Annotated in this window: 14 protein-coding genes and 2 tRNA genes; 11 read left to right on the top strand and 5 right to left on the bottom strand. The window is 62.3% G+C overall.

Features of this window, described 5'->3' with window-relative positions; genetic code table 11:
* Positions 1-175: 175 nt before the first annotated feature.
* The 4 genes from FJ943_RS18610 to FJ943_RS18595 all read left to right on the top strand — a co-directional run bounded on the left by FJ943_RS18610 (position 176) and on the right by FJ943_RS18595 (position 2,472).
* Entirely contained in the window at positions 176-1,405 is a 1,230-nt protein-coding gene (locus tag FJ943_RS18610) for a pilus assembly protein TadG-related protein (protein ID WP_181174582.1), read from the top strand.
* Positions 1,406-1,426: 21 nt separating this feature from the next.
* Complete coding sequence (locus tag FJ943_RS18605; RefSeq protein ID WP_140723667.1) at positions 1,427-1,852, top strand: TadE/TadG family type IV pilus assembly protein; 426 nt, start codon at positions 1,427-1,429, stop codon at positions 1,850-1,852.
* Positions 1,842-2,246, top strand: a complete 405-nt coding sequence (locus tag FJ943_RS18600; RefSeq protein WP_140661131.1) for a TadE/TadG family type IV pilus assembly protein — start codon at positions 1,842-1,844, stop codon at positions 2,244-2,246. The genes FJ943_RS18605 and FJ943_RS18600 overlap by 11 nt, the downstream gene beginning before the upstream one ends.
* A gap of 150 nt (positions 2,247-2,396) precedes the next feature.
* Positions 2,397-2,472, top strand: a tRNA-Cys gene (locus FJ943_RS18595).
* A gap of 100 nt (positions 2,473-2,572) precedes the next feature.
* Here the strand turns inward: FJ943_RS18595 and FJ943_RS18590 are convergent.
* From FJ943_RS18590 to phaC, 4 genes are all read right to left on the bottom strand, one after another.
* Positions 2,573-3,712, bottom strand: coding sequence for a hypothetical protein (locus tag FJ943_RS18590; RefSeq protein ID WP_140723664.1), 1,140 nt, complete (start codon positions 3,710-3,712; stop codon positions 2,573-2,575).
* A 201-nt stretch (positions 3,713-3,913) separates the two neighbouring features.
* Positions 3,914-3,988 (bottom strand) — tRNA-Glu (locus FJ943_RS18585).
* A 244-nt stretch (positions 3,989-4,232) separates the two neighbouring features.
* Positions 4,233-5,480, bottom strand: coding sequence for a YcbK family protein (locus FJ943_RS18580; protein ID WP_140723661.1), 1,248 nt, complete (start codon positions 5,478-5,480; stop codon positions 4,233-4,235).
* A gap of 215 nt (positions 5,481-5,695) precedes the next feature.
* Complete coding sequence (phaC, locus tag FJ943_RS18575) at positions 5,696-7,531, bottom strand: class I poly(R)-hydroxyalkanoic acid synthase (RefSeq protein WP_140716716.1); 1,836 nt, start codon at positions 7,529-7,531, stop codon at positions 5,696-5,698.
* Between the two features lie 98 nt (positions 7,532-7,629).
* Between phaC and FJ943_RS18570 the strand changes: the two genes are divergently transcribed.
* The 7 genes from FJ943_RS18570 to recJ all read left to right on the top strand — a co-directional run bounded on the left by FJ943_RS18570 (position 7,630) and on the right by recJ (position 14,543).
* On the top strand, positions 7,630-8,022 hold the full coding sequence (locus tag FJ943_RS18570; protein WP_015317567.1) for a hypothetical protein: 393 nt from the start codon (positions 7,630-7,632) through the stop codon (positions 8,020-8,022).
* A gap of 44 nt (positions 8,023-8,066) precedes the next feature.
* On the top strand, positions 8,067-9,284 hold the full coding sequence (locus FJ943_RS18565; RefSeq protein WP_015317568.1) for an LL-diaminopimelate aminotransferase: 1,218 nt from the start codon (positions 8,067-8,069) through the stop codon (positions 9,282-9,284).
* Positions 9,285-9,321: 37 nt separating this feature from the next.
* Entirely contained in the window at positions 9,322-10,635 is a 1,314-nt protein-coding gene (locus tag FJ943_RS18560; RefSeq protein ID WP_140723658.1) for a homoserine dehydrogenase, read from the top strand.
* 128 nt (positions 10,636-10,763) lie between these two features.
* Positions 10,764-11,120 carry a hypothetical protein gene (locus FJ943_RS18555; RefSeq protein WP_140723655.1) on the top strand — a complete coding sequence of 119 codons (357 nt, stop codon included), beginning with the start codon at positions 10,764-10,766 and terminating at the stop codon, positions 11,118-11,120.
* Positions 11,121-11,189: 69 nt separating this feature from the next.
* Positions 11,190-11,357, top strand: a complete 168-nt coding sequence (locus FJ943_RS18550) for a Thivi_2564 family membrane protein (RefSeq protein ID WP_015317571.1) — start codon at positions 11,190-11,192, stop codon at positions 11,355-11,357.
* Positions 11,358-11,558: 201 nt separating this feature from the next.
* The gene (gene glpX / locus FJ943_RS18545; RefSeq protein WP_140723653.1) at positions 11,559-12,542 is read left to right on the top strand and encodes a class II fructose-bisphosphatase; all 984 of its coding nucleotides are present in this window, start codon (positions 11,559-11,561) and stop codon (positions 12,540-12,542) included.
* A 219-nt stretch (positions 12,543-12,761) separates the two neighbouring features.
* Complete coding sequence (gene recJ, locus FJ943_RS18540) at positions 12,762-14,543, top strand: single-stranded-DNA-specific exonuclease RecJ (protein ID WP_015317573.1); 1,782 nt, start codon at positions 12,762-12,764, stop codon at positions 14,541-14,543.
* A 23-nt stretch (positions 14,544-14,566) separates the two neighbouring features.
* Here the strand turns inward: recJ and FJ943_RS18535 are convergent, their stop codons facing one another.
* A complete protein-coding gene (locus tag FJ943_RS18535; RefSeq protein WP_140723650.1) occupies positions 14,567-15,124 on the bottom strand; it encodes a dihydrofolate reductase family protein in 558 nt (185 codons plus the stop codon).
* Position 15,125: the final 1 nt, after the last annotated feature.

The raw sequence follows: 15,125 nt of genomic DNA, 5'->3' as shown, positions 1-15,125 counted from the left end.
CATGTCGTTCGCGGTGTCTGTCATCAGGGAACGGTAAACCATTCCTGTCTCCTGGACCGTTGGCTTCCCGTTCTTCCAGTTGGCGGCGGCCGCCGATCAAACAATGGCACCCCTGATCGAAAATGAGCCTAAGTTTTTAGCCATTCGTTCATATATGCGTGCTTTCTAATTGATCATGGTATTCAACTGCTTCACCCGGATACGGCTGACGGCGGCTGGCATAGGTCGCAGCAGAGCCGCGAACGTCGCCACCATCTTTGCCCTCACGCTGCCGATCGTTGTCGGTGCGGCGGGTTTTGGCGTGGAAACCTCCTATTGGTACTATAACAGCTTGAGACTGCAGGCCACGGCGGATGCCGCGGCCTATGCCGGCGCGCTGGAGCAGATCTCGGGTTCCGACACGCCGACGATTGTCGCCGCAGCGACCCAGTCGGCCGCGACGAATGGGCTTGGCGCAGGCACGATCGTCGTCAATACGCCGCCCGCATCCGGACCGAACACGGCCAAGAAAGCGGTTGAAGTGATCGTCGGCCAAAAGCTCAATCGGATGTTCACCTCGATCTTCACTCAGACCCAGGTTCCAGAACAGGCGAGGGCCGTGGCCCTCATCACCAATGCTTCGAAGGCCTGCATGCTGGCGCTCGATCCGACCGCCTCGCAGGCTGCCCTGTTCTCAGGCAACACCAGCGTGAAGGTCACAGGCTGCTCGGTGATGGCCAATTCGATTGCCTCGGATGCCATCAAGCTTCAGGGATCGGCGGGTCTCCAGGCCGATTGTCTGATCACGGCGGGCGGCGTCTCTCTCAGCAATCCCGTCACCACCGTTTGCGCGGCCCCGATCACCCAGGCGCTGCCTGCCGCGGATCCATTTGCCGGCCTGCCGGCCCCGGCGGCCTCGAACCCCTGTCAGAACGCCAACAAATCAGCGCTGGGCCCGGGTACATATTGCAACGGACTGAGCTTGAGCGGCAGCGTGACGCTGCAGCCTGGCGTTTATGTTATCCAGGGTGGCGATTTCAAGGTGAACGCGAACGCCAACGTCGCCGGCGATGGCGTCCTTATCTACCTCGCCGGCGGATCGCGTGTGTCGATGAATGGCAACGCCACGGTGAATCTGAGCGCGGCGACGTCCGGCACTTACTCGGGCGTGCTGATGTATGGCGACAGAACGGCCATCGGCGGACAGAGCACCTTCAACGGCACGGCAACCTCGCTGCTGACAGGCGCGCTCTATTTTCCCAAGCAGCAGGTCAATTATCTCGGCAATTTCTCCGGCCAGAACGGATGCACTCAGGTTGTCGCAGACATGATCCAATGGTCCGGCAACTCGACCATCAATCAGGACTGCACAAGTCTCGGAATGCGCGACATTCCCGCCACGCAATCCGTAGCGCTGGTCGAGTAGCCTTCCATGGGACGACCATCAGTGCCGATCCTGAGCGATGACACCGGCGTCGCCGCGGTCGAGTTCGCAATGGTGCTCCCTTTCCTGTGCGTGGCGTTGCTTGGCATCCTGGACGGCTGGTCCTATGTGACCAGCTCGCTGTCGATGCGCGCCGGCGTAAAGACCGCCGCGAACCTGATCATGGCCGGGTCGACCAATGATACGGCGACCCAGGCCGTTGCCATTGCGAGCTGGGAAAAGCGGCCGGCGGACGGCCAGGTCGCCCTAAGCCGGATTTATATGTGCGGGACTACCGTGGTCGACGCGTCCACTTTGTGCAGCGGGCCGAAGGCGCCCTCGGTCTTTGTTCAAATCCAGGCATCTGCCACCTGGCAGCCGCCCGTCACCTTCGGCGTCTTTTCCGCCTCCAGTACCATCGGCCACCTGGAGGTGATCCGTGTTCGGTAATGCGAGGGGCTTCAGGGCCGATCGATCGGGCGGAGCCGCGCTCGAATTCGCGCTGATCGCACCGTTCCTCATCATGCTGCTATTCGGAATCTTCGCCTTCGGCTGGTCGATGAATTCGGCCTCAAGCGTTCGGTACACGCTGGAGGCGTCCGCACGGTCCCTGCAGCTTAACAACACGCTGACTCAGGCCGACATCCAGGCGATCGCGACGCAGAAACTGCTTGCGCTGGGTCTGAAGGATGTCAACGTCACGATCGCCATCGACCCCGTGAGCGGCGGCTTTCGCATGGCGCACCTGACCGCTGCCTATGCGTTCGTCATAGACTTCCCGTACTTCAGTGCCTTTCCGATCAATTATGCGACGACCGTTACCGTGCCGCTGGTCGGCAGCTAGACGTGGGCTGTCCCTGCCGTGTCGGCGAAGGACGTTTGGAACGGTTCCATTCCGCCCAGTAACAGGCTCTTTTGCCAGGGCGGGATTGCCGAAATTTTTACCCAAGATATCAAGAATCTTTAAACTCCTGCCCTTTACGAAAGCACGTATGGCCTCGTGGCGGAGCGGCTACGCTAGAGACTGCAAATCTCGGAAGCCTCGGTTCGATTCCGAGGCGAGGCCTCCAAAATCCCGATGCGGCTGGATTGTCGACCGGGACAGGATTGGAGCCCATCCCTGGTCCATTCCGCATTACGCTAAGCGGTTCCGCTTGGGTGCAAAAAGCTCTAACGGAACAGATATCTCGACACCTCGGGGTTGCCGCGGCGCCACATCACGTTATCGAGGAAGTAGTGGTGTACGTTGATGAAAATCAACACGATGAAGAAGAACAGCGACGATCCAAGGACCTCCCGGTCATAGGGGACAATGGCGGTCAGCGCGGTCGGAATCAGCCAGAAACCCAGACCGCCAAGGAGGAGGCCAGCACTGATGAACTCCAGGAGTCGCACTCTGTAGGCCGGACCAAGAATCGACAGGATTCTGGATTGCGGAATTTTTTCGGCATCGCGCGCATCACGCTCGACATTGCTCTGATAGCGCCAGACCACCGCCAGGTACTGCAAGGAATGGAGCGCCGGCACTACGAGCAGCCAGAGCGGATTTGTCCTTACGATCAGAATCCAAAGATATAGCGACGCGCTGTAGGCGATGATGCCGTTATATGGCAGGCTGCCGCCATTCCTGGTCCAGCGATTGATCAGCATCACAACCGTGGCAGCCGTGGAAGCGGCCGCGGCCGAGAGTGCAATCGCATTGAGCCATGCAGGGGTGGCAAACGTGTAATATTCCAGCCCCAGGTATTTTCCCTGGCTGACCGCCGTGTTCGTCTGAAGCCACGCGAACAGCCAAACGGCATAGCTGTTGACCAGCAGGATTTTCTTGTCCGGATCGGTGAAGAACCGGCGCTTCAGGACGGCATCCACCATCAACATGCCGTAGCCTTGCTTGACGTAGTGCCAACCCACGAAAAAGAACATCGCGTTGGTTGCATTCCCCAAGAGCCGGGCGTTAGCCGTTATCGAGCCATAAGCGAAAAATGCGCCCATGAGCAGGGGAACGACGATGCCGGCGAAAATGTAGCGGATCTGCAGGTTCCTGTCATACCCGTCGCCGCGCAGCTTCCGCCCAAAATTGCGGTAGAAGAGCTGGTAGGAGTGGGCGAAGTGCGGATAGTTGATCAGATAAGCCAGGAAAAGCATCGTCGCCGCAACGAGCCCTTCGTATCTCAGCGGCACGAAATACAGCATCGGCAAAATCAGGAATGCGCTGCCGCCAAGCATCAGAAAGTCCGCGAGCGGACCAAAGAGATATTTTGGAGGCGTTGCCGCAGGAGCGCGTGTATCCGCCGAAAGGTGAACTGCCATGTGAGCGCTCCCTTACGGTCCATTTAACCACCGGCCCGTTTGCTCGACAAGGTCGAGAATCCGAGCGGTCACCGCAACAGGCTTGAGCATCGGCCGCAACGGACGCCGTGATCCTCAAATTATCGATTCGGTGCCGCCTGCCAAATCTGCCGGGTATTCGCTGTGTAGAATCGGGAAGGAGAGACCGAGGTCTGAAAATTCTGGTACGCCCAAGGGGAATCGAACCCCTGTTACCGCCGTGAAAGGGCGGTGTCCTAACCGCTAGACGATGGGCGCGCTCAGACGAAGCGGCTTATACTGGCGTTGTGTGCAACCGGCAACCCGTTAGGTGCCGCCTTGGACAACTTTTTTCCGACCTGCCAAATCAGCGTTTTCGCGGGGGCGGAAGAGCTTGCGATTCGCGGTGACGTCAGGCGCCCCGGCATCCTCGGGTGTCCGCGACGGAGCTTCGCTCCTGCTCTGCCGGTGGATGACGAAGTCGGGGACTTCCGCTGGCAGGCTCCAGCCCGACAAATCGCCGCTAGCCGTCGTCACCGCCGCTGCGCCGGCGGCAGCGCCAGTTCCAGTCACGCTCGGGGCCGACGTCGACATGAACCGATTCGGTGTGGCAGTAGGTGCCGACGCCGCCGCGGCCGGGCATGGTCCTGATGTAATTCGCAAGCTCCCACTTGGAGACGCCGGGCACCTGGATGTCGGCGGCGGCGCAATACATGTGCAGCGAATTCTTGGCGCCGTTGGCGCGACGGTTGCGGGCCGGATCGCGATAGCCCGAGGTTACCATCATCTTGCGGCCGTAATGGCCTTCGATCGTCTTCAGCACGCGCACAAGGGACGGCTTCAGGCAAGCCACGTCGACGCTCTCATTCTGCTTCAAGAGACCGTTGGGCGCGAGCCGAGCCATGCCGGCGGCGGAGGCAACCTGATAGGAGCCGCCCGAGCCTTCGTCCTCGTTGAGGTCGACGTCGCTTTCATCGTCGAGGCCGGATTTGCGCTTGATCTCGAACAGGGCCGTCTGGCGCACGCCGGGCAAGGCGTCGCTGCCGGTGATGTGACCGGCATCGCCGCCAAGTGAAGCCAGTTGCAGTGGCTTCTGCGTGGAATCAGCAGAGGCCAAAGTGATGATCGGTTTTGCCGCGGGCGGAGCAGGCTTGGGCTGCACGGCAGGCTGTTCGCCCGATCGGGTGTTGACCAGCGGAGCAGGCGTGGCCGAAGCCGGGATGGCGCCAAACATCGACGCCAGGAAGCCTTTTTTCTTCGGCGCGTCGGCTTGCGGCGCCTCGCCGGCGGTCACGTACACCGGATTGTTCATCACCGGTGCCGCGGCTGGCGTCGGCGCGGTGGCGGCGGCATCGGCGGCGGCGATCTTCTGGGCGACCGCGTCTGTCTGCCGCGCCGTCTGTACCGGCTGCTGCAAGGACTGCGGTGTCTGTCCCGCGATCGTTTCCGCGCCGGCCGGTATGGTGAGCGGGAAAGTGGCCCCAGGCTTGGCAATCGGTACGTATGCAACCTTTTCGGGGAGTGCCGTGTCGCTTTCGCTCATCACGGTCGTCTGCTCTGTCGCCACTTGCGACGACGAATCAGCGGCGAGAGGCTTGCCCGCAGAGGCGGCGTGGAGGTCCGATTCGGAAGCATTATAGCCGGGCATTCCAACCGACATTGTCGGATCGCCAGCCGATGTGCAGGAGGCCAGAAGCATGGAGCAGAGCGCTGCCACAATGGCGCGGCGTTCTCCCTTTGCGAGGCTCCATCCTGCTGATTTCAAAGTCAAATTCCCCCTCGGTGTCCGATCGGTATATACCTGGCGCCGACTGGTATGTCCGCGTCAGGTGGACCTTTGTCTCCGATCCGGAAACGAGACCTGTGTCAAATCAGCAAGCCTGTAAGTATTTTTGCAGCGATTGCCGAATTGCGGCCGCTTGATGGTTGACGACACCATTTCGCCCGCTTTTGCGGGGGCGTCAACTCACCAGACATTACAGTCCGTTACACACGCACCTTGACATAGGTCCCGGGAGCATCGCCCAAGGTTTTCATATGCTTGCCGGGTTTGCGGGCAGGCACACGGGTGTTGTCCTTGGCCTCTATCCAGCCTTGCCAGTGCGGCCACCAGGATCCCGGATGGTCGGTGGCGGAGGCTATCCACTGGTCGAAGTCGCCCTTCGGCGGACCGCCGGTCCAGTACTGATATTTGTTGGATGCGGGCGGATTGACGACGCCAGCTATATGGCCCGATCCCGCCATCACGTACTCGACCGGGCCGCCGAAATATTTCGAGCCAAGGAAGACGGACAGAGCCGGCGCGATGTGATCTTCCCGGGAGGCGAGATTGTAGACCGGAATGGTGACATCGCCGAGCGAGATCGTGTGGCCCGCCAGTTCCATCGTGCCGCGCGAGAGGTTGTTCTCGAGATAGCAGTTGCGCAGGTAGAAGGAGTGGTTGGCCGCCGCCATGCGGGTCGAATCGGCGTTCCAGTAGAGCAGGTCGAAGGGCAAAGGGTCCTTGCCGCGCATGTAGTTGTTGACAACATAGGGCCAGATCAGGTCACCCGAGCGCAGCATGTTGAAGGCGGTCGCCATCTTGGTGCCGTCGAGATAGCCTTTTTCGTTCATCGACTTTTCCACCGCCGCGACCTGTTCCTCGTCGACGAACACTTTCAGATCGCCGGCATGGGTGAAGTCGACCTGTGTGGTGAAGAAGGTCGCCGACTTGATGCGGTCGTCGCCTTCCCCAGCCATCAGCGCCAAGGCCGCCGCCAGCAACGTGCCACCGACGCAGTAGCCTATAGCATTGACGTCGCGCTCGCCGGTCGCCTTCTCGATCGTGTCGAGGCCGTATTGCAGGCCTTCCCTGATATACGCTTCCCAGTTCTTGGCGCCGTGGCGTTCATCCGGATTGATCCAGGAGATGACGAAAACGGTGTGGCCTTGCTCGATCGCCCAGCGGATGAAGGATTTCTGCGGGTTGAGGTCGAGTATATAGAACTTATTGATCCAAGGCGGGCAGATCAGCAGCGGGCGCTTCAGCACCGTCTCGGTCGCCGCATCATACTGGATGATCTCGGCGACATCGCTGCGGCCGACCACCTTGCCGGGCGTGGTGGCGATGTTCCTGCCGATCTCGAAGGGTGAATAGTCAGCCTGACGCAGTTTGAGGTCGCCCTTGCCGGCGGCGATGTCCTCAGCCAGCATCTTCATGCCGCGCACCAGGTTTTCGCCGTTGGAGGCGACGGTTTCTCGAAACAGTTCGGGATTGGTCAGGATGAAATTGGACGGCGAGATGGCGTTGGATACTTGCTTGACGTAGAAGCTCGCCTTGTGGCGGGTATGCTCGTCCAGGCCTTCGGCATGGTCGACCAGTTCGGACGCCCAGCGCGAGGTGACCAGATAGGCCTGTTTCAAGAAGTCGAAGAAGGCGTTGCGGCCCCATTCCGGGTCCTGGAACCGCTTGTCGCCGCGCTCCGGCTTGACGGCATCGTCGGCGCCTTCGGCATTGGGGCTGACGCGCTGGATGGCGTTCGCCCAAACCGTCATGTAGCCAGCGAACAGCCGCGTCTGCGCTTCGAGCGCCCGCTGCGGATCGGCGAGCCAGTATTCGCTGAGCTTGGAGAAGGTCTTGACCATGTCGACGACCGGCTCGGCGACCTGGTCGCGCACCTCACCTTTTTCGCGCGGTTCGGCCCATGCGGAAGCCGCCTTGCCAGCCTGCTCGATCATCCGCGCCATGTTCAGCGCGAAGCGTTCCGGGTCCTTCACCAGATATTGCTCGACCGTCGAAGGTCCGCCATCTTCCGCTTTGCCCGAATCGGGTGTTTTGGACATGGTTCGCGGGGTTCCTCCGGAAGCGTTTTCTTGACATATTAACATGGGACATCCGACAGGGTCCAATCTCGCTCTACCCCGGCTGCCAAGGAAACAATATGACGATTAAGTTTGGCGAGACTGTTTTTTTCGGTGCCGGCCACTTTTGCCGCATCAGCGCGGCCCTCATGCTCCTGGCCGTTGCCGGATGCTCGAGCACGAATACCAGCGGTCCGGTGCCGATGGCCACCGACGCGGGTCCGAAGGACACCGGCACCTTTCCGAACCTCAACATCCCGCCGCAGGTGGCGGCGAAACAATTCACCGAGGCCGAGAAGAAAGCCAAGCTCGCCCAGTTGAAGGCCGACGAGAACGGGCAGGGCGCCAAGGGCGGCGGCGCGGCCGTCACCAACCAGGCGGCGCTGACCGATCTCGCCAAGAAACATGGTCCGCAGACCCTGAAGCAGATCGAAGGCAAATGCGACCCCGCCCTCGACCCTACCTGCAAATGAGTATATAGCGCGCGCCCAACGCTCCCTTGCTGTCTGGAACTGCCATGGAAGAATTTCACAAGGTCCGCCGGCTTCCGCCTTACGTGTTCGAGCAGGTCAACCGGCTCAAGGCGAGCGCCCGTTCGCGGGGCGCCGACATCGTCGACCTCGGCATGGGCAACCCGGACCTGCCGACGCCCAAGGCCATCGTCGACAAATTGTGCGAGGTCGTGCGCGATCCGCGCACGCACCGCTATTCCTCGTCGCGCGGGATTCCCGGTTTGCGCCGCGCCCAGGCAAACTACTATGCCCGCCGCTTCGGCGTGAAGCTCAACCCCGACACCCAGGTGGTGGCCACGCTCGGTTCGAAGGAAGGCTTCGCCAACATGGCGCAGGCGATCACCGCGCCCGGCGACGTGATCCTGTGCCCCAACCCGACCTATCCGATCCATGCCTTCGGCTTCATCATGTCGGGTGGGGTCATCCGCTCGCTGCAAGTCGAGCCCGATGACGGCTTCATTCCGGCGCTCGAGCGCGGCGTCCGCCATTCGATCCCGAAGCCGCTGGCGCTGATCCTCAACTATCCATCGAATCCGACGGCACTGGTCGCCTCGCTCGATTTCTACAAGGACGTGGTGGCCTTCGCCAAGAAGAACGACATCATCATCCTGTCCGACCTCGCCTATTCGGAAATCTACTTCGACGGCAATCCGCCGCCTTCCGTGCTGCAGGTGCCGGGCGCCATCGACGTCTGCGTCGAGTTCACCTCGATGTCGAAGACCTTCTCCATGCCCGGCTGGCGCATGGGCTTCGCCGTCGGAAACGAACGGCTGATCTCGGCGCTGACCCGGGTCAAATCCTATCTCGACTACGGTGCGTTCACGCCGATCCAGGTGGCGGCGGCGCACGCGCTCAATGGCGACGGCGCCGATATCGCCGAGGTGCGCGACATCTATCACAAACGCCGCGACGTGATGGTCGATGCGTTCGGCCGCGCGGGATGGACCATTCCGGCCCCCGCGGCCTCGATGTTCGCCTGGGCGCCGATCCCTGAGCCGTTCCGTCATCTGGGCTCGCTCGAATTCTCCAAGCTGCTCATCGAGCACGCCGATGTGGCGGTGGCGCCCGGTGTCGGCTTCGGCGAGCATGGCGACGATTTCGTGCGCGTAGCGCTGGTCGAGAACGAACACCGGATCCGCCAGGCGGCGCGCAACATCAAGCGCTTCCTGTCGGCCAGCGCCAAGCAGCCCAACAATGTGGTGCCGCTGTCCGCCCACCGGTAAATACAAATTCGATCTTATTTGAGGGGCGTCGCCTTCCATGGCTGAAGCACTGCGTGTTGGAATTGCTGGACTTGGCACGGTCGGTGCATCGGTGGCGCGCGTGTTGCGCGACAAGGCGGCGGAACTGACCCGCCAATGCGGGCGCGACATCATCGTGTCGGCGATTTCCGCACGCGACCGGAAACGCGAGCGTGGCATCGATCTGAGCTCCGCGAATTGGTTCGACGATCCGGTCAAGATGGCGCAGACCGCCGAGATCGACGTGTTCGTCGAGCTGATCGGCGGCGATGAGGGGCCGGCGCGCGCCTCGGTGAAGGCCGCGCTCGAAGCCGGCCGCCATGTCGTCACCGCCAACAAGGCGCTGCTTGCCAAGCATGGCGTGGCGCTTGCCGAAATCACTGAAAAGAAGGGCGTGCTGCTCAATTACGAGGCCGCGGTGGCAGGCGGCATCCCGGTCATCAAGACGATGCGCGAGGCGATGGCCGGCAATTCCGTCACTCGTGTCTTCGGCATCCTCAACGGCACCTGCAACTATATCCTGACCCGCATGGAGGCCGAGGGCGTCTCCTTCGACGTCGTGCTGAAGGACGCGCAGCGGCTGGGTTATGCCGAAGCCGACCCGACCTTCGACATCGAGGGCCATGACACGGCGCACAAGCTGTCGATCCTGACCAGCCTTGCCTTCGGCACCAAAATCGCCGCCAACGACATCTACATGGAAGGCATTTCTAACATTACCCAGGCCGACATCCGTGCCGCCGGCGATCTCGGCTACCGGATCAAGCTGCTCGGTGTCGCCCAGCGCACCGAAAGCGGCATCGAGCAGCGTGTGCACCCAACCATGGTGCCGACTGCTTCGGTCATCGCGCAGGTGCATGGTGTCACCAACGCGGTGGCGATCGAGACCGATATCCTTGGCGAGTTGCTGCTCTCGGGCCCCGGCGCCGGCGGCAATGCCACCGCCTCGGCGGTCATCGGCGACATCGCCGACATCGCCAAGAGCCGGCCCGGCTTTCAGCATGGTCCCGTCTTCGGCCGGCCGGCGAAGGAGCTGAGACCGTATAAGAAGGCGCAGATGCGCAGCCATGCCGGCGGCTACTTCATCCGGCTGACCGTGCACGACCGCATCGGCGTGTTCGCGGCGATCGCCAAGCGCATGGCCGACAACGATATTTCGCTGGAGTCGATCGTCCAGCATGCGGTCAGCGGCGAGGCGGCGGCGCAGAAGACGGTGATCCTCGTCACCCACGAGACTACCGAGGCCGCCGTGCGCAAGGCTGTCGACGGCATCACCAAGGACGGCCATCTGACCGACAAGCCACAGGTCATCCGCATCGAGCGGGCAGGGTAGCAGGCAGCCTCGTTGCCGTGGGCATAACCATCGGCGGTGTATCTCGGTTCGGTGAGGACATCCCGCTGCCGCCGGAACGAATTGGCGTCGGTACCGTTCTCTTGGTCAGCAACCAAGGGAGCCGCTTCATGGCCGATACCAACAAATCCGACGCCCCTGACATCGGCGACATCCAGAAGACGCTGGAAAAGCAGATCGCCGACCTGCGCAAGGAGATCACCAAGATCAACAAGAGCATTTCGCAGCGCAGCGCGGAAATGCTCGATGATGCCAGTGAGCAAGCATCGGATTTCTACGATACTGCCGCTTCCCGCGCCTCGCGGACAGCGCAGCAGTTGCGCAGCCAGGCCCAGTCCGTTTCGGAAGTCGCGCGTGAAAATCCGGGCACGACCACAGCCGTGCTTGGCGTGATCGGCCTGCTCGGCTTTCTGGCCGGGATTGCCGTCGGCCAGTCGATGAACGACACGTCGCGCCGCTGGTATTGACCGCGCCGATATTGAGCCGGCAATGCCGGCTCATTTCTCCGTTTCAGCAAGTCATTTAAGGAGGGCATTATGGCTTCGTCCGTGTTAATCGGCATCCTGATTACATTTCTGGTCATCATTCTCGTTCTCTACCTGGTGCAGCGGCTGCCGCTCGACGCCAGGATGAGGCAGATCGTCCAGGTCATCGTCATCATCATCGGCATTATTTCGCTGCTCAAATACCTCGCGGTTTTCTAGGACCACGAAGACGGCAATTTCTGTTTCGTGCCGGCCCGGTTGATCCCAAACCGGGCCGGCATTGTTTTCAAAAATTCGGTTCAATCGATTGATATTGCTATCCTTTCGATAAACCATCCGGCAGGTCTTGCCGTTGTCATGGTCGTTTGACAAAACAAGCACGCCTCTGGCGGGAGGCGGCATCAAACGAGGATTTGCCGAATGAATGTGGCCCAGAACATCGTCGCCGGCCTTGACCGGATACTCACCATGGAACTGGTGCGCGTCACCGAACGGGCCGCGGTCGCGGCCGCCAGGCTGCGCGGCCGCGGCGACGAAAAGGCTGCCGACCAGGTCGCCGTCGATGCCATGCGTGAGGAGCTCAACCGCCTCGCGATCAAGGGCACGGTGGTGATCGGCGAGGGCGAGCGGGACGAGGCGCCGATGCTCTATATCGGCGAGGAGGTCGGGACCGGTAAAGGGCCCGCGGTCGATATCGCGCTTGATCCGCTCGAAGGCACGACGATCTGCGCCAAGAACCTGCCGAACGCGCTCGCCGTGATCGCGATCGCCGAGAAGGGCAGCCTGCTGTTCGCGCCCGACGTCTACATGGACAAGATCGCGGTCGGTCCCGGTTACGCCGACGGGATCATCGATATCGACGCCTCGCCGGCCGAAAACGTCGCCAGCCTTGCGCGAGCGAAGGGCGTTGCTGTGTCCGACATCACGGCCTGCATTCTCGACCGTCCGCGCCACGCCAAGCTGATCGATGCCGTGCGCGCCACGGGCGCCGCGATCCGGCTGATCGGCGACGGCGACGTCGCCGGCGTCATCCACACCACGGACGCGGAAGAAACCGGCATCGATATCTATCTCGGCACCGGGGGCGCGCCGGAAGGCGTGCTGGCCGCGGCGGCGTTGCGCTGCACCGGCGGCCAGATGCAAGGCAGGCTGATCCTTGATACGCCGGAAAAGGTCGCACGTGCCGCAAAGATGGGCATTTCCAATCCGAAGCGGATCTATCAAGCGGAAGACATGGCGCGCGGCGACGTGCTGTTCGCGGCCACCGGTGTCACCGATGGCAACATGCTGGCTGGCGTCAAGTTCGGCCGCACATACATCACCACCCACACGATCGTGCTGCGATCGTCATCGCGGACCGTGCGCGAGATCAAGGCCAGGCACCAGCATATGGATAAGTTCTAGACCCGCTTGCGAAGCCGGGCCGCAGTTGTTAGCCATCTGGCTGCCTCCGATGGCGGCAAGGGTTTAACGATGACACCGCCCGATCGGCATGCGGCCTCTGATGTCTCGGGCGGCCAGCGAACGGTGGGTGCACGGCTGAAAGGCGGAAAGCGTAGTTTTTCTTGAAGTCTCCCGCGGCCTTTGGCTTATCCTGCCGCCAACCATGAGTTGGCAAAGCGCATGATGGGCGAAAGGCGCCTCTTCCTCGATGTCAGGCAGTCGGCAACCGGTCTCTCCTGGGAGCACCGGCTGACCGAACGGCAGGACATGATCGCGCTCGCCATCGCACAGGGTCATGGCGTGCCCGACATCGTCGCGCGCGTTCTTGCCGGACGCGGCGTGGCCGCCGATGAGACCGAGCGGTTTCTGGACCCGACGATCCGCGACCTGTTGCCGAACCCGGCCTCGCTGACCGATATGGACAAGGCCGCTATCCGCATCGCCGCCGCCGTCATGGCGCGGGAGAAAATTGCGATCTTCGGCGATTACGACGTAGATGGCGCGGCCTCGTCGGCCTTGCTGAAGCGGTTTCTCACGCATTTCTCGGTGCCGTCCGAAATCTATATCCCGGATCGTATTTTCGAGGGCTACGGTCCCAATCCCGATGCCATGCGCGAACTGGTATCGCGCGGCGCGACGCTGATCGTCACAGTCGATTGCGGCACCAACAGCGCCGTTTCGATCGACGCGGCCAATGCCGCCGGCGCCGATGTCGTGGTGCTCGACCACCACCAGGTCGGCGGCGTCTTGCCTGCGGCAATTGCCGTCGTCAATCCAAACCGCGACGACGACCTTTCCGGACAGGGCCATCTCTGTGCCGCCGGTGTCGTGTTCCTCGCCTTGGTCCAGACCGCAAAGGTGCTGCGTGGCCTGAGCGATGTCACGCCGCCCGACCTGCTTTCCCTGCTCGATCTCGTGGCGCTTGCCACCGTCTGCGACGTGGTGCCGCTCACGGGCGTCAATCGCGCCTTCGTCGTCAAGGGTTTGCAAGTGGCGCGACAGCAGAAGAATGAAGGCATGGCCGCGCTGGCACGAGTGTCGCGCGTTGGCGAGCCGATCAGCACCTTCCATCTCGCCTATCTGATCGGTCCGCGCATCAATGCGGGCGGGCGCATTGGCGATGCGGCACTCGGCAGCCGGCTGCTTGCAACGGACGATCCCGTCGAGGCGCAGACCATCGCAGAGACGCTAGACCGGCTGAACCAGGAGCGGCAGCTGATGGAGCAGGAGATGCTCGCCGCCGCGCGCGCCGAAGCCGATGCCGAGCTCGCGGGCGGCAGCGGCCCGGCGATCGTCGTCACCGCCAGCAACAGCTGGCACCCCGGCATCGTAGGCCTGCTTGCCTCACGACTGAAGGATCACGCACGGCGGCCGGCCTTTGCCATCGCCTTCAACGCCAACGGCACCGGCACGGGCTCGGGCCGTTCGGTGTCGGGTTTCGACCTTGGCCGGCTGGTGCGCGAAGCCGCCAATGCCGGGCTCATCGTCAAGGGCGGCGGCCATGGCATGGCTGCGGGCATCACCGTCGAGCGGGCAAGACTGGGTGAGCTCAGGGCCTTCTTCGAGGAGCGGGCAGCCGCCGACGTTTTCAGGTTGCAGGATGAGGAAAGCCTGGCGATAGACGGCGCGCTTGCCGCCGAAGGCGCGACGCTCGGCCTGCTCGATGCGTTGGAAAAGGCGGGGCCCTTCGGTGCCGGGCATGTCGCGCCTGTTTTCGTGCTGCCGCGCCATCGGCTGGCCGACATCAGGCCGGTCGGCACCAACCATATTCGCGCCGATTTACAGTCGGAGAGCGGCGGCCGCATCCAGGCGATCGCCTTTCGCGCCGTCGATACGGTGCTTGGCGAGTTCCTTTCCAAGAACCGCGGCAAGACGGTGCATGTCGCCGGCTCGCTGTCGGGCAATTACTGGAACGGCAACCGTACGGTGCAGTTTCGCATCATCGACGCCGCGCGGGCGTAGGGCGCGCCGGAAACCCGCGCAATTCAGCCGGCCGGCGCATAACGCAGCAACGTCACGCCCTGGGGGAGACTTTGCGTGCCGAGCGGGGTCAGCGCCAGCGACAGGCCGGATTGAAAATATGGCTTGCCGCCACCCAGCACCACGGGATGCATATAGAGCCGGTATTCGTCGATGAGGCCGGCTCGTGCCAGAGGGGCGGCAAGATCGGCGCCGCCAAGGATGACGAGGCCATCGGCCTGCGCCTTGAGAGATCGTACCGCATCCTCCGCATCGCCATCCACCAGCCGGGCATTGAGCCCGACTTGCCGAAGCGTGGTCGAGAAGACGATCTTCGGCGTTTCGCGCCATGCATGGGCAAAATCCCGCTCGACCTCGGTGGCGCCGGTCTCGCGTTCAGGGCTGTCCCAGAAGCGCATGGTTTCGTACATGCGCCGTCCGGCGAGCACGGCGGAGGCCTGTCTCATCATGTCGTTGAAATGCTGGTGCAGTTCCGCCTCGGGCACTGGCAAGCCGATGTCCTCGTTCGATCGGGCGATATAGCCGTCCAACGACGTCAGCATGGAATAGACAATCCTGGCCATC

This window comes from Mesorhizobium sp. B2-3-10, from assembly GCF_006442275.1.
Taxonomy (GTDB): Bacteria; Pseudomonadota; Alphaproteobacteria; order Rhizobiales; family Rhizobiaceae; genus Mesorhizobium; species Mesorhizobium australicum.
Note: the sequence above shows the minus strand (reverse complement) of the source record. Positions and strands in the feature narration are given on the sequence as shown.